The organism is Candidatus Endomicrobium procryptotermitis (assembly GCA_031279415.1).
Classification (GTDB): Bacteria; Elusimicrobiota; Endomicrobiia; order Endomicrobiales; family Endomicrobiaceae; genus Endomicrobium_B; species Endomicrobium_B procryptotermitis.
On record JAITIP010000007.1, the window covers coordinates 1 to 15,430 of the forward strand.

A 15,430-nucleotide genomic window follows, 5' to 3' on the forward strand; every position below is an offset into this window, starting at 1 on the left:
ATATATTTTATCTAAGTCTATTTCTATATTCGTTTGTGCTGAAGAGAACAAAAATCCGCCGGAACTTATTGCAATATTGCCTGTAGCGGTTATATGTGAATCTTCAAAATTTATACTGCTGTTACCATTAACATATATTGCACCGCCAGAATTTTTGGCATGATTGTTTGTAAAATTTACTTTAGAGTTTGTAAAAAATATATTCGTTGAATTGTTATAAATGGCGCCACCGTCATTTGCGTTATTGCTTGTAAAATTTACAATCCCGCTTGTAAAATTTATCGTCGAATTATTGCTGTAAATTGCCCCGCCGCTTGATGCTTCATTGTTTACCGCTTCAACATTACCAAAATTGATATTTCCTGCTTTTTCCGCATACAAAAACCCGCCTGCGCCATTTATCGCATTCACTTTATTTTCTCTCACAGTTAAATTTGCCTTTTCAAAATCTGCATCCCCATCTTTCAAAAATATCGCACCACCGCTACTTGCTGCTATATTGCCCGTAAATGTCAATGTGCTGCCAGAAAAATTTATCGTTGCATTGCTATTATTATAAATTGCCCCGCCATATTCCGCGCTGTTGCCTGCAAAATTCACATCGCTGTCTGTAAAATTTATTTTCGCGCTGTCATTGTATATTGCCCCGCCATAATATGCGCTATTATCCATAAATCTTAGAGTTGATAACGTAAAATCTAAATAAGTGGCATCTTTATTTCCTCTATTATATATAGCTCCGCCGCTTGAATTTGCTATGTTGCCTGTAAACGTAACTGTAGAAAACATTAAATTTATAATAGAATTAGTGCTGTTATTGCTTATCGACCCGCCGTTTATTTTGGCTGTATTGCTTGTAAAATAAATATTTGAAGATGTAAAATTCAAGGAAGCGCCGTTAGTATTATATATAGCGCCGCCTTCCTTTTCTGATATGTTTCCACTAAATTTAACCTCTGAAGACATAAATTTTATAATACTTCTATCGTTATTATTACTCTGAAAATAATTAACGATAGCTCCGCCATTGCCTTGCGTAATATTATCTATAAAGTTCACAGTTGAATCTATGAAATTTATAGAGGAATTATTGACGTTATCTATCGCTCCACCTTCCTTTGTAGCAGTATTGCTCGTAAAGCTTACCGTTGAAGACGTAAAACTCAAAACTGCGCGATTATCATTATATATCGCGCCGCCATTTCTGTCTGCTCTATTGTTTGTAAAATTTGTCGTTGAAAACATAAAATTTACAAAAACATTATTGCCTGAAGCATATATCGCGCCGCCATAATAATTTGCATTGTTGCTGGTAAAGTTTACCGTTGAAGACGTGAAGTTTACATTTCCGCTGGCGTTGTATATCGCTCCTCCCTCTGTAGAGCTGTTGCTGGTAAAACTTACTCTGCCCCTGTCAAAATTTATTGTTGAATTATTATTGTATATCGCTCCTCCAGCACCTCCTGTGGCGTTGTTCCTTATAAAATTTATGTCTGACGCTTCAAATGCCGCTGTTGAACCGTATATTAGGTATAATGCTCCTCCAGTTTGGGCAGTGTTGTTAATAAAATCTGTTTTTCCGAATACAGCTTCTGCTCCGTTCAAATACATAAAACCGCCATAATTTCCTGCAATATTTGAGGAAATGTTCAGTAATGCAGCACTGAAATCCGCATACCCTCCGCTTCCCAAAGCTATATACCCTCCGGCGTGGCTTGCGCTGCTGTTTGATATATTTGCAGCGGATGTTGTAAATGTAAATGTTGTTCCGTTCTCGCCATAAAACGTTCCTCCTATACCAGCAAGATTATTTGACAGGTTAAATCTTTCGAGATCTATATTTATGTTTTTATTTCCTGTAGAGAACAAAAATCCACCAGAACTTACCGCCACATTGTCCTTCGCTGTTATGTATGAAGAACTGGCAACGGTTATGCCACTGCCCGAAAGATAGACAGCTCCGCCGTTGACTGCACGGTTATTTTTGAAATCTACTGTATTTCCCGCGAGATTTATATTAGAATTACCGTGAGCGCTTATTACTCCGCCGCTTGATGTACTTACAAAATATTGAAAAGTTAAATCTTGAAATGTTATTGTTTTTGTATTCAATATAAACCCTTTATTATCCTTAAATGCGGAATCTATTATCTGCATATTTCCATCAAATCCGCCGACTATAAAATTATTCGATAAAGGTTCATTAAACGGATTCTCGTCTTCATCTTCAGCTTTAATATAAGCCGCGAGATAAATGCCGCTGGTTGTGCCGCTGCTTTTGAATTGCGAGACAAAACTGTTCCAAGGATCAGCTCCATAAATCAGCCAACCCGTATAACTGTATCCGGATAACAAATTATCGTTTATCCAAATAAATCTGTATCCATAATCACCAGCACTGCTTATATTTGCTCTTGAAAACGCCATATTATGACTGTTAGCAAATATTATTGCCGTTGAACTTCCTACAACGCTTGGGTTTGTTCCTGTTTCATTTACATATAATTTGCTGTTTCCAATCAACGTCGTTGTTGTCGTAAGTATAAAGCCTGTTCCCGTTCCTAGAGCTGCTGAAAAATCTGTATCAATACCTATTGTTCCATCTCCAATATTCAGATGATTGATATATGCCGATGTAGAAAAATTTACGATTCCGCCGTTTATATTAAATGTTCCCTTAAAATCTGTTTTTGAGCCTGCCTTAAAATAAACATTTCCAGTATTTGTTTTGGTAATGCTTCCATCTCCTTCTATTCCACCGTAAAATACCACGTCGCCCTCACCGTTTATATTTATTAGTGAAGAATAGGTATTGGCAACACTGCCGTATATATCTCTTCCTTCAGTTGCGTTATTATTCATAAAAGTTATACTGCTTCCGTTTACCGCATTCAAATTCACCGTTCCTTTGTTATATATTGCCGCTCCTCGACTTTCGGATTTTTGTATATAATTTCCATTAAATTCAGCTGAACCGTTTATCGTAAATGTCGATTTTTCCATGTTATATATGGCATTGTTTATATTTTGAGAAAACAAAACATAACCGTTTATTGTAAGTTCACCTCCATTATATATCGCTCCGCCGTCTGAGCTATAGTTGTTGATAAATTCAAGTTTATAATTGTCATTAAAATTTATCGTACCGTTATAATTGAATATTGCTCCTCCATGCTGAGGTGTAAAATTATCAGTAAAAGTTACAGAAGAATTATCAAAAGTTGCAGTCGAACCTGATCTCACATGGAGTCCTCCACCATCGCCCACACTTTCAGTTGTAGTTCTTCTTCCATTAAAATTTATGACTGAATTTGTAATATTTATATTTGAGCTGTTTTCCCCAAAAATTCCTCCTCCTACACGGCTGTTTCTAAAATTTACGGTTGACATATTAATGATTATGTCACTGGCATCAACGGTAATCATACCCCTTTGATCTGTCAAGTTATTTATAAAATTTATAGAGGAGTTAGTAAAAGTTACCGTTGAATGTGCAGTTAAATGAATTATCCCTTTTCCTGTTATTTTATTAGTGTTATTGGAGGTAAAAGTCATCGTAGAGCCATCAAAAGTAATATTTGAGCCGTTTTCAGCATAAATTGCCCCGCCGCCTGAATTCGTAAAAGTCATACTGCTGCTAAAAACAGCCGCAGAACTTGAAAAGTTTAAGAGTTCCGATATAGTAGTGCTTGTACTTATTAAAGTCGTCTCATTATTAAAATAAACGACTCCTCCATAATTTATTTGAGGGAGAATGCCGGTATAATTAATCACGGAAGTAGTAAAATAAATACTTGTTGAATGGGTAGATATTGCTAAATATAAATCATTCCAATCGTTGACATTTATCGCTGCGGCTTTAGATGTCGCCAAAACGAAAATGGTAAATAATGCAGTAAAGATTCCTCTTTTCAAAAAATTAAACATTTTTTTCTCCGTATAAAGATTTATTATGTATCTTATAAATAAAATAACGATAGAGACTTATTTTGTCTGCATAAAAAACATCTAAAGAGTACATTAGCTTAATTTTTCTTATTATCAGTGACATATAATCTCATTACAATTAAATTTGTTTATACCCACCTGAGTGATAATTTATATTTTATATATTTTTATAAATAATATCTATCTATTAATTAAATATTATAATTCTTTAGTTGGATTCATGAATATAGTTTTTATTTTGTGTAAAGCGATACATATTTTATATAATAAGGAAATGAAAGTTATTTACTTGAGTTTAGGATCGAATATCGGAAACAGAGCCGAAAATTTGGTTTCGGCTTTATCTTTTTTACAGAGCAGCGGTTTTGTAAATATTCTAAAAATTTCATCTTTTTACAAAACTTCCGCAGTGGGCTTGTGTCAGCGCGATTTTTATAATATCGCGGTCAAGGCCGAGACGAACCTGCAGCCTGAAGAGCTTCTTTGTCTTGTTCAGAATATAGAATTTTTAATTGGGCGAAAACCTTCAAAACGCTGGGGTCCGAGAATTATAGATATAGACATACTTTTTTTTGGAAATGAAATTGTTAAAGCGGATAATTTGTTTATACCTCACAAAGAAATACAAAATAGACTTTTTGCATTGTGTCCGCTCAATGAAATTTCTCCGGATTTTGTGCATCCCGTTTTAAATAGGAAAATCAATGAAATTGTACAGGAAAGCAGATTGACACTTAAATGTCAAAAGGTTAAAATTATAGCAATATGAAAAAAACTGTTGCTGAAATAATGAAAATGAAGAAGGATGGACAAAAAATAACGGTGCTTACCTGTTATGATTATGTCATGGCTAAACTTATATCTTCCCAAAATATAGATGCTCTTCTTGTAGGAGATTCTTTAGGGAATGTAAAACTGGGCTATGAAAATACTCTTCCCGTCACGGTTGACGATATGATTTATCATACGAAGTCCGTAAAACGCGGAAATGCAGGGGCACTTTTGATTACCGATATGCCTTTTATGTCTTATGAGATAAGCGTTCGCGATGCCGTCTATAATGCCGCTAAAATAATAAAAGAAAGTGGAGCGCAAGCTGTGAAAATTGAAGGAGGAACAGAAATAGCTGATAAAGTAAAAGCTATTTCCGATGCTAAAATGCCAGTAATGGGACATTTAGGTCTTACGCCACAGTCGATAAATAAATTCGGCGGTTTTAAAGTGCAGGCAAAGCAAGCCGAAGCGCGCAAAAAGCTGATTGAAGATGCAAAAGCTTTGGAAGAAGCGGGCGCGTTTGCAATAGTGCTTGAAGCCATTGCGGAAGATTTGGCAAAAACCGTTTCAGAAATGCTGGAAATTCCCACAATAGGCATAGGAGCGGGAAAATATTGCGACGGTCAGGTTTTGGTTATTGACGATATGCTTGGAATGTTTACGGATTTCACGCCTAAGTTCGTAAAAAAATATGCTAATCTTGGTGAGACGATAAAAGAAGCCGTCAAAAATTATATAGATGAGGTAAAAGGCGGCAAATTTCCGCGGGAAGAAAACACTTACAAATGAAAATCATCAGAAAAGCTTCTGAAATGCAGCGCATCGCTTTAAAATTGTTTAAAGCAGGAGAAGAAATCGGTATTGTGCCAACTATGGGCGCTTTGCACGAAGGGCATATCTCTTTGATAAACAAATCGGTAAAGCAGGATGACATAACGATAGTTTCTATTTTTATAAACCCGATACAGTTTGGTAGTGACGAAGACTTTTTAAAATATCCGAGACTTTTCAACCGGGATATTTCAATATGCAGAAAAAATCATGTAGATTATGTTTTTGCGCCTTCCGCAGAGGATATGTTTGCAAAAGACCACAAAACATTTATCGATGTAAGAGATATACAGGATATTTTGTGTGGAGAGTTTAGAAAGGGACATTTCATAGGAGTGGCTACCGTAGTGGCAAAACTATTTAATATAGCTTTTGCCGAACGCGCTTATTTCGGAATGAAAGATTTTCAACAGCTGAGAATAATAGATAAAATGGCGAAAGATTTAAATTTTAGGACGAAGATTGTTCCATGTCCGATAGTGAGAGAAAAAAGTGGGCTGGCAATGTCTAGCAGGAACTTGTATTTAAATGAAAGAGAAAAAAAAATCGCCGCTGAAATTTCAAAAATATTAAAAGAAGCAAAAGCAGGTTTTAAAAATAAAAGCGCGAAGAAAATTATTGCCAAAGTTAAATCGTCTCTTTCGCTGCTGCCTGAAAGCAAAGTGGACTATGCGGAAATGCGCGATTATGAGAGTCTGTCGGTTTTAAATACAAATACAAAAAAGGCGGTATTGGCAGTTGCCGTGTGGATAGGAAAAACACGACTTATTGACAATATAATGCTCTCAAAATAGAGGAGCAATGTTGAGAAGAAAGTATTTTGTAAAACCAAAGATCTCGCTTCTCTTATAGGAAAAGTGACAGAAAATACAAAGGCTTCGGTTTTAAAAGACGGAAAAAAATTAAAGAGGCGATTTAGCTTATGAATTCGGGAAACAAAAAAAGAGAAAGGAATATTTTTTTTGTTACACAATGGTACAAGATGGAGTTTTTTTAGAAAAATAGATGCAATAATGATTAAATCCGATTATCTTATCATAGGAAGCGGTATCGCAGGACTCAGCTTTGCTTTAAAAGCCTGCCGAAGCGGAAATGTCGCTTTGATTACCAAAAGAAAACTTTTTGATTCGTCTACGGAAAAAGCTCAGGGCGGAGTCGCATGCGTTACTGATAAGTCCGATTCTTTCGAGCAGCATATCCGCGACACTATAATCGCCGGCTCCGGACTTTGCAATAAAAAAGTCGTTGAAACAGTAGTGAAGGAAGGGCCGGAAAGAATACTCGAAATTATAAAAATGGGTGTAAAGTTTTCAAAAAAAAGTTATTCGGATTCAGAGTTCGAGCTCGGGCTTGAAGGCGGGCACAGCAAAAGAAGAATTTTGCATGCTGGTGACAGTACCGGCAACGAAATCGAAAGAGCGCTGATAGAAAATATATCGAAATATCCAAATATAATCGTTTACGAAGAACATACTGCCGTAGATTTGATTCTTGATGATAAAGGCGTTTGCAGGGGCGCTTACGTTTTTAAAAATGAGAAATCTGAAATTGAAATTTTTGATGCAAAAGTTACTGTTTTAGCCTGCGGAGGTGCTGGAAAAACATATCTTTACACGTCAAATCCGGACATATCCACAGGCGATGGAATAGCGATGGCTTATAGGGTTGGTGCGGATATTGCCAATATGGAATTTGTACAGTTTCATCCAACATGTTTATACAATCCGGATGCTAAATCATTTTTGATATCCGAAGCTGTAAGAGGTGAAGGTGGAATTTTAAGACTTAAAAATGGCGAACCGTTTATGGAAAAATATCATTCACTTAAAGAGCTTGCGCCCAGAGACATAGTCGCAAGAGCTATTGACAGTGAACTGAAAGCCAGTGGAGACAGTTTTGTTTATCTTGATATTACCTCTAAAGACAGAGATTATCTTGTGAAAAGGTTTCCTAATATTTATGCTACATGTCTGGGTTATGGCATAGACATTTCAAAAGATATGATACCCGTAGTGCCGGCCGCTCATTATTTTTGTGGAGGAGTGTACGTTGATGAAAACGGCAAGAGTACGATAAAAAATCTCTATGCCATCGGCGAAACGGCATGCACGGGTTTGCACGGAGCAAACAGGCTTGCTTCGAATTCTCTATTAGAAGGGCTGGTGTATGCGCACAGAGCATATACTGATTCAGTCTCACTGTTGAATAAAAAATATCCCTCTGTTAATATAAGGCAGATGAAAAATTCACAGTCATTGTCGAGTGAATCGACGGTATTTATACAGGATTGGAACGAAATAAGAAGACTTTCGTGGAACTATCTTGGTATTTCGAGGTCGGATGAAAGACTTTCAAAAGCTCAAAAAAGGATAAATCTTCTTGAAGAAGAAATTGACCAGTATTTCTGGAACTCTCCTTTTGCAGTTGACAGAATTGAAGTCAGAAATATAGCTATTATATCGGACATGATAGCCCGTTCCGCCTGTCTCAGAAAAGAAAGCAGAGGGCTGCATTTTAACACTGATTATCCTTTTGCTTTGCCAGAAGCAAAAGATACGGTTATAAACATCAAATCAGCAAAAAAATAATTTTAAACATTTATTTTATGGCATCACAACTGTCGGAATGGCGGCAGAGCGAAAATTTTTAAAATAAAAAAAGGCATAGTTAACGTGGACATAATAAAAATACGCGGAGCAAGGCAGCACAATTTAAAAAATATAGATTTGGATATCCCGAGAAACAAACTTGTAGTCGTTACAGGACTTTCGGGTTCAGGGAAATCTTCTCTGGCTTTTGATACCATTTATGCCGAAGGGCAGAGAAGATATGTCGAGTCTCTGTCGGCTTATGCTAGACAGTTTCTTGAACTTATGGAAAAACCTGACGTCGATATAATCGAAGGTCTTTCTCCTGCGATTTCTATAAAGCAGAGAAACCCTTCGCACAATCCGCGTTCAACTGTAGGAACAGTTACCGAAATATATGATTATTTAAGACTTTTGTTTGCACGCGTGGGAATTCCCCACTGTTTTAAATGCGGCAAAACGATAAAGCCGCAGTCTTCGCAGCAGATAATAGATGAAATAATGAAATTTGTGGAAGGCAGCATGGTTCACATTTTGTCGCCTTTGGTAAAAGGAAGAACCGGAACTTATGAAGAGCTCTTTTCTAGGCTTGCTAAAGCAGGGTATACGAGAGTAAGAGTTGACGGAAAAGTATATTCCATTGATGAGAAAATTTCACTCGACAGATATAAAAAACATAATATCGAAATAGTTGTCGACAGGATAAAAATCGGATCTGGAACGCGTTTGAGAACGGCAGATTCCGTAGAAACGGCTTTAAAAGAATCAAAAGGAACGGTGCTTATCTTATCTGTAAACGGTGAAGGAAAAGTTGAAAACGAAATGCTTTTTAGCGAACATTATATCTGTGCGGAATGCGGAATTAGTATTCCTGAAATCGAACCGAGACTTTTTTCGTTTAACACTCCGCATGGCGCTTGTCAGGAATGCGGCGGTTTGGGAAATAAAATCGAAATAGACGAAAATCTTATAGTGCCGGATAAAACGCGCTCATTGCAGCAGGGCGCCGTCATAGCGTGGGCGGAACCTGTAACCACCAGAACTAACAGATGGAAAAATTCATGGGGAGGATATTATTGGGAGTTGTTGAGTTCTGTTGCAAAAGTAAATAAAATTCCTATAAATAAGCCGTGGAAAGAGCTTACAAGAGAGCAGCAAGAGATAGTTTTATACGGCTATGACGGTGAGTTTGAAGGTGTTATAGGCAATATACAGCGGCGTTACAATGAAACCGAATCTGATTTTGTCAGGGAAGAAATATTTAATAAGTATATGGGCAAAAAAATATGCCCTTCATGCAAAGGAAAAAGGCTTAAAAAAGAAGCTTTGGCAGTTTTAATTGACGGTAAATCAATAGCGGATATTTCCAGAATGTCGGTAGAAAAAGCGCTTGATTTTTTCAATAAAATAAAGTTTGAGAAAAAAGATGAAGTTATAAGCAAAAGCATTTTGAAGGAAATTATAGCTCGGATTTTGTTTTTAGATAATGTTGGTTTGGGGTATCTTAATCTGGACAGAGAAAGTGGTACTCTTTCAGGTGGAGAAGGGCAGAGGATACATCTTGCGACGCAGATAGGTTCGGGACTTACCGGAGTTTTGTACGTTTTGGATGAACCCTCAATAGGACTTCATCAAAGAGATAATGGAAAACTTCTAAAAACTTTATTTAAACTGCGCGATTTGGGAAATACTTTGGTGGTTGTGGAACATGATGAAGACACTATGAGAATGTCCGACCACATAATAGATTTGGGTGCAGGAGCGGGTGTTCACGGAGGAAATATAGTCGCCGAAGGAAATGTCAAGGAGATAATGAAATCTCCAAAATCTCTTACGGGAAAATATTTAAAAGGAGATTTGTGTATTCCGGTTCCAAAAAAAAGGAAAACTCCTATGGACAATAAATGGCTTGTTGTCGAAGGGGCGGAACAGTTTAACCTTAAAAAAATAGATGTTCATATTCCGTTGGGACTGTTTGTCTGCATTACCGGAGTTTCCGGAAGCGGGAAATCCACTTTGGTGCATGAATTGATTTATAAAAACCTTGCGCATAAAATTTACCGCTCGAAAGACAAACCCGGCAAATTCTCCGATATGCGCGGTCTTGAAAATATAGATAAAGTCGTGATAGTTGACCAGTCACCGATAGGCAGGACGCCGCGTTCAAATCCAGTGACATATACTGGCGCGTTTTCGATAATAAGAGATTTGTTTTCACAAATGCCTCAATCAAAGGCAAGAGGGTATGGTCCGGGAAGATTTTCTTTTAATGTCAAAGGCGGAAGATGTGAAAATTGTCAAGGTGACGGAACTTTAAAAATAGAGATGCAGTTTTTACCTGACGTTTATGTTAAATGTGATGTCTGCGGTGGGCGGCGCTTTAATGAAGAAACGCTGCAAATAAGATATAAAGAGAAGAATATCGATGAAGTTTTGAATATGACCGTTGAAGAAAGCGTAAAATTTTTTGAAAACATTCCTCAGCTCAAAAGAATTTTATCTACTTTAGATGATGTGGGTTTGGGATATATGAGAATAGGGCAGCCGGCTACAACTCTTTCCGGAGGCGAAGCGCAAAGAGTAAAACTTGCTTCGGAACTTTCAAAAAGGGCTACGGGCAGAACAATATATATTCTTGACGAACCTACTACAGGACTTCATTTTGCCGATGTCGAAAAACTTTTGGAAGTTTTGCAAAGACTTACTTATGCTGGAAATACCGTTTTAGTAATAGAACATAATCTGGATGTTATTAAGACGGCCGACTGGATAGTGGATTTAGGACCTGAAGGAGGCGAGCGCGGAGGGAAAGTTATAGCTGAAGGTACTCCGGAAGAAATATTGAAAAATAACAAATCTTTTACTGGACACTATTTAAAAGAATATCTAAAAAGGCAAAAATCTAAGAAAATATAATGCATTTTGAGATTTTATTGACAGTTTGCTTGAGAAATAATAAAATACATAAGATGTTTTAGCAGAACATATAAATAAAAAAAATCGGAGGGATTGCTATGAAAAAAGGTTTGGTGCTGATTATGTTGGCAGTTTTAATATTTGCCTCGGGCTGTAAAAAGAAAGATATCAATGATGATAGCATGATGCCGGAAGCTGATGCGATGATAATTCCGGATTTTGCGGATGAACCTTCAATTAGAGGAGATTTAGATAAAGATATAAATCTTAAAACTATATATTTTGAATTCGACAAAAGCGAATTAACCCCTGATGCTTTGAACTCGCTCAAAGAAAATGCAGCATATCTCATAAACAATCTGGGAGTTAAAATTGTAATTGAAGGTCATTGTGATGACAGAGGAACTGTAGAGTACAACTTATCATTAGGCCAGCGCAGAGCTGTGAAAGTTAAAGAATACTATACGCAGCTCGGCGTAGCTTCAAACAGAATAGCCACTATATCTTATGGTGAAGAAAAACCACTTGACACCAGAAGCAATGAGAGTGCGTGGGCAAAAAACAGAAGAGCCGAATCTAAAATTATGGTTCAATAATCGATGAAATATTTAATAATATTTCCTATACTTTTTATATTTTTATTTGCTGCATGCATTCCCGTGAACAACCAGGGGACAGCTGAATTAAAAGGTGAAATTGCGCAGATGCAGATACAATTCAAAGAATTGCAGCGCAATCATGCAGATTTATACGCTAAAGCAGACACCGAATTTGTTACCCTTGACGTTTTAGCGGCCTCTGTTCAGGATTTGCAGACTAAAGTTTCTAATCTCACTCAAAAGATACAGGATTTGGAAGCTTCGGCAAAAAAAAGAAACAGAGGAGATATTGAAGATGCTATTTTGCCTTCGGAGCTCTATCAAAACGCGTACAGCGATTATTCTATGGGCAAGTATGACTTGGCTTATAAAGGATTTCGTTCTTTTGTCGACAAATACCCAAATGCCGAGCTTGCTGCACAGGCCGTTTATTTTATGGGTGAATGCTTTTATTCGCAAAGCAAATGGCAGTCCGCTCTTGACGAATATCAAAAAGTGGAGCAAAAATATCAGAGATCTGAGCAGGTTGCTCCGGCAAGACTTAAAATTGCCCTTTGTTACGAACTTTTAGGCAAAAAAAGTCAGGCTATAAATGTTTTTGGATCGATAGTTAAAGATTTTCCCCAAAGCTCTGAAGCGTTGACCGCAAAAGAAAAGATTCGAATATATAACAATGCTCAAAAAAAATGATTTTTTACTTTACTTGATAGCTTCGATTGTCGCACATGCTGTTGTGCCTTTTTTGGTTTTCAACAGCAAGCCTAAGCCGTTTTTTGTTTCGGCGCCTATAGATGTTGCTTTTTATACTCCTGCGCAAAAATATTCCGACCCTCTTCCTGTTGAAAAAACCGAACAAAAAATTCCGGAGCAGGTGAAAGAAGAAGTCAAAGAAGAACCTAAAATAATAAAAGAAGATATAGTGGTTAAGAAAAAAGAAAAACCACGGGAGAAGCCTAAGCCAAAAGCTCCTCCTCTTAAAAAGGAAGAATCAAAAAAAGTTGAAACGCCGCCGCAAATCCAAAATGTGAATACTGTTCAGGCTACAGAAGATGCCAGATATGAAGCTATTGGGTCGCAGTTTGACGGGGTGTCTTTTGACACTGCAAATTTTAAATATGCCTATTATACTAATACAATCGTAAGAAAAATAAACCGGTTTTGGCAGTGGTCGGAAAGTTATGGAAGACGCAGAGCGGTAATATACTTTAAAATATTGAAAGATGGTTCAATAACATCAATTTCAGTTAAAGAATCTTCCGGAGACACAAGTTTTGACCAAAATGCTCACAGAGCAGTGCAGTTGGCAAGCCCTTTTGCGCCTTTGCCAGATGGTTATACCGGTAATTCTTTGGGAGTTTACCTTGAATTTAAATACAGAAATTAATATATCAGGGAGTCGGAAATTGAATTCTTTTATGCTTAAATTATTGAAAAAAATAATTTTTATAATCATGGTTACTTTTTTTATTGTTGTTCCCGCTTTTGCTCAGGATGACGTTTACCTTTCACTGTCTGCAACAGGAAAAAGATCGGATATAGCTATAGAATCGTTTACTACTCCTTACAGCAATACCGCCGAAGACAGTAAATATGCTCAGCTTTTAAAAGAAGTGATTGAAAATGATCTCATATTATGCAGATATTTTAATGTTATCACCGGGGATCCGGAAAAAAAAGTTCCTTTTGATATGAGAATGCTTTTTTGGGAAAAGAAAGGCGCAGCGGTTCTTTTGACGGCTGCAATAAAAGTAAAAACTGAACAGATTACATTTGAAGTAAAACTTTATGATGCAGTAAGCAAAGAAGTAATATGGCAGCAGACGTATAGAAATGAAATTATAAATTACAGAAAGCTTGCCCATGAAGTAAGTGACGAAATAATAAGAAGGTTTACCGGTGAAAACGGAATAGCGCGGTCAAAAATAGCTTTTATAAATAATAATACGCGCTTTAAAGAATTATATCTGATAGATTATGACGGGCATAATCTCAGAAGACTTACAAAAGACAATAAGCTTAATATTCTCCCGAGATGGTCTCCGAGCGGAGAGCAGATCATTTACACCAGTTACCTTTATAGCAATCCGGATTTATTTGCTCTTAACCTCGTAAAAAACAGAAGAAGCATAATTTCGAAATACCAGGGCTTAAATGCTGCCGGTTCTTATTCTCCCGAAGGTAAGAGAATACTTTTAACTCTTTCCCGCGGAAAATACCCGAATCTTTATCTTATAAGTGAAACCGGCGAGATATTGAGAAGAATGACCGACGGTTCATATATTGATACAAGTCCTTCGTTTGCGCCGAACGGTCAGGAGATTGTTTTTATTTCCGACAGGCCCGGTTTTCCGCAGCTTTATATCATGAACATTGACGGCGGAAATGTAAGGCGTCTCACGACAAATGATTTTTGCGATTCGCCGGCTTGGTCTCCGAGGGGGGATAAGATAGTTTTTACGATGAGGCAGCAGAAAGGCAATTACGATTTATTCGTTTATGATTTGCCGACATCAAAAATTACAAGGCTTACCAGCAATCAGAGAAATAATGAAAATCCTACTTGGTCGCCTGATGGAAGATTTGTCGCATTTTCTTCTAACAGGTCGGGTCGCAGTGAGGTTTACATAATGGCAATTGACGGTTCCGGTACGAGAAAGCTTGCAGAAATTCCCGGTTCTTCATTCACGCCTTCATGGTCGCCTAATTTAACGTATTAAATATTAAGGGGAAAAAAATGTTTGATGGTAAGAGTTTTTTTGAAATACTTCAGATGGGTGGCTGGACACTTTATGTTCTTATCGGTGCTTCTATTTTATCGGTTACCGTAATTCTTTTTAAACTTATGGAATTTTTTGGAAAATCCAAAACTACAAGAATTGACTTTGTGTCAAAAATAATGAAAAGACTTAAAAAAGGTGATATGGAAGGTGCAATCGAGATATGTGATAATACGAATTCTCCCATGGCGCCGGTTGCTAAGGCCGGAATTTCCGCACATATGGAAAAAAGTAAAAACGTTGGAGAAGCGATGGACAGAGAAATCATGATAGAAACCGTAAAACTTGAAAGATTTACTACTATACTAGGCACTATAGGAAGCATAGCCGTATATATCGGTTTGTTTGGAACGGTACTCGGAATTATAAGAGCTTTTCACGATATATCGCAGGTCGGTTCTGGCGGAATTTCCATTGTTATCGGAGGGGTTTCCGAATCTTTAATAGCTACGGCTGCGGGGCTTTTTGTGGCGATACCGGCCGTTATCGCTTATAACTTTTTTACCAAACTTATAGATAAATTCATAGTAAACATGGAATATTGTGCTTCGGCAGTCGAAGATTTTATAATGGGAAAACCGTCAGATGAAAAGAAATAGAAAAAGAAATAAAGTTATGGCTGAAATAAACATAACGCCTTTTACCGATGTTATTTTAGTGCTGCTTATTATTTTTATGATAACTACTCCTATGCTAATGCAGCCCGGAATTAAAGTTAACCTTCCAAAAACTCAGACAACCGATAATGAAGATACTTCAAATATTGAAGTGTTGATTTCAAAAGAAGGCTATGTTTACATGAACGGCAAACAAATTCACGAATCAAACGTTGAGGCAACGATAAGAAATCTTTTAGCTGCATCGCCAAACAAGCCTGTGGTCATAAAAGCCGATAAAGATGTAAAATATGATTATGTTATAAAATTTATGGACGTGTCGAAGAAAGTTGGTGCGTCAAAATTCGCTCTGGCGGTTGATAATTCGCCGAGAAAATAGG

Annotated in this window: 12 protein-coding genes; 11 read left to right on the forward strand and 1 reads right to left on the reverse strand. The window is 37.1% G+C overall.

Going from position 1 to position 15,430, the window contains the following annotated elements:
* Positions 1–3,927: hypothetical protein (locus LBD46_01410; protein MDR2425837.1), on the reverse strand; the 3,927-nt coding region annotated here is incomplete at its 3' end.
* 241 nt (positions 3,928–4,168) lie between these two features.
* On the opposite strand from LBD46_01410, the gene folK reads away from it, so the two are divergent.
* The 11 genes from folK to LBD46_01465 all read left to right on the forward strand — a co-directional run bounded on the left by folK (position 4,169) and on the right by LBD46_01465 (position 15,429).
* A complete protein-coding gene (folK, locus tag LBD46_01415; protein MDR2425838.1) occupies positions 4,169–4,717 on the forward strand; it encodes a 2-amino-4-hydroxy-6-hydroxymethyldihydropteridine diphosphokinase in 549 nt (182 codons plus the stop codon).
* On the forward strand, positions 4,714–5,511 hold the full coding sequence (panB, locus tag LBD46_01420; protein MDR2425839.1) for a 3-methyl-2-oxobutanoate hydroxymethyltransferase: 798 nt from the start codon (positions 4,714–4,716) through the stop codon (positions 5,509–5,511). Before folK ends, panB begins: the two co-directional genes overlap by 4 nt.
* On the forward strand, positions 5,508–6,347 hold the full coding sequence (gene panC, locus LBD46_01425; GenBank protein ID MDR2425840.1) for a pantoate--beta-alanine ligase: 840 nt from the start codon (positions 5,508–5,510) through the stop codon (positions 6,345–6,347). The genes panB and panC overlap by 4 nt, the downstream gene beginning before the upstream one ends.
* 219 nt (positions 6,348–6,566) lie before the next feature.
* On the forward strand, positions 6,567–8,141 hold the full coding sequence (nadB, locus tag LBD46_01430; protein MDR2425841.1) for an L-aspartate oxidase: 1,575 nt from the start codon (positions 6,567–6,569) through the stop codon (positions 8,139–8,141).
* A gap of 84 nt (positions 8,142–8,225) precedes the next feature.
* Positions 8,226–11,057, forward strand: a complete 2,832-nt coding sequence (gene uvrA, locus LBD46_01435) for an excinuclease ABC subunit UvrA (GenBank protein MDR2425842.1) — start codon at positions 8,226–8,228, stop codon at positions 11,055–11,057.
* A gap of 98 nt (positions 11,058–11,155) precedes the next feature.
* The gene (pal, locus tag LBD46_01440; protein ID MDR2425843.1) at positions 11,156–11,653 is read left to right on the forward strand and encodes a peptidoglycan-associated lipoprotein Pal; all 498 of its coding nucleotides are present in this window, start codon (positions 11,156–11,158) and stop codon (positions 11,651–11,653) included.
* A gap of 63 nt (positions 11,654–11,716) precedes the next feature.
* The gene (gene ybgF / locus LBD46_01445) at positions 11,717–12,346 is read left to right on the forward strand and encodes a tol-pal system protein YbgF (GenBank protein ID MDR2425844.1); all 630 of its coding nucleotides are present in this window, start codon (positions 11,717–11,719) and stop codon (positions 12,344–12,346) included.
* Positions 12,330–13,040 carry a TonB family protein gene (locus LBD46_01450; protein MDR2425845.1) on the forward strand — a complete coding sequence of 237 codons (711 nt, stop codon included), beginning with the start codon at positions 12,330–12,332 and terminating at the stop codon, positions 13,038–13,040. The genes ybgF and LBD46_01450 overlap by 17 nt, the downstream gene beginning before the upstream one ends.
* Positions 13,041–13,071: 31 nt before the next feature.
* Positions 13,072–14,373 (forward strand): Tol-Pal system beta propeller repeat protein TolB, encoded by a 1,302-nt coding sequence (tolB, locus tag LBD46_01455; protein ID MDR2425846.1) that lies wholly within the window; start codon positions 13,072–13,074, stop codon positions 14,371–14,373.
* A gap of 17 nt (positions 14,374–14,390) precedes the next feature.
* Entirely contained in the window at positions 14,391–15,032 is a 642-nt protein-coding gene (locus tag LBD46_01460; protein ID MDR2425847.1) for a MotA/TolQ/ExbB proton channel family protein, read from the forward strand.
* The gene (locus tag LBD46_01465) at positions 15,019–15,429 is read left to right on the forward strand and encodes a biopolymer transporter ExbD (GenBank protein MDR2425848.1); all 411 of its coding nucleotides are present in this window, start codon (positions 15,019–15,021) and stop codon (positions 15,427–15,429) included. The genes LBD46_01460 and LBD46_01465 overlap by 14 nt, the downstream gene beginning before the upstream one ends.
* Position 15,430 lies beyond the last annotated feature (1 nt).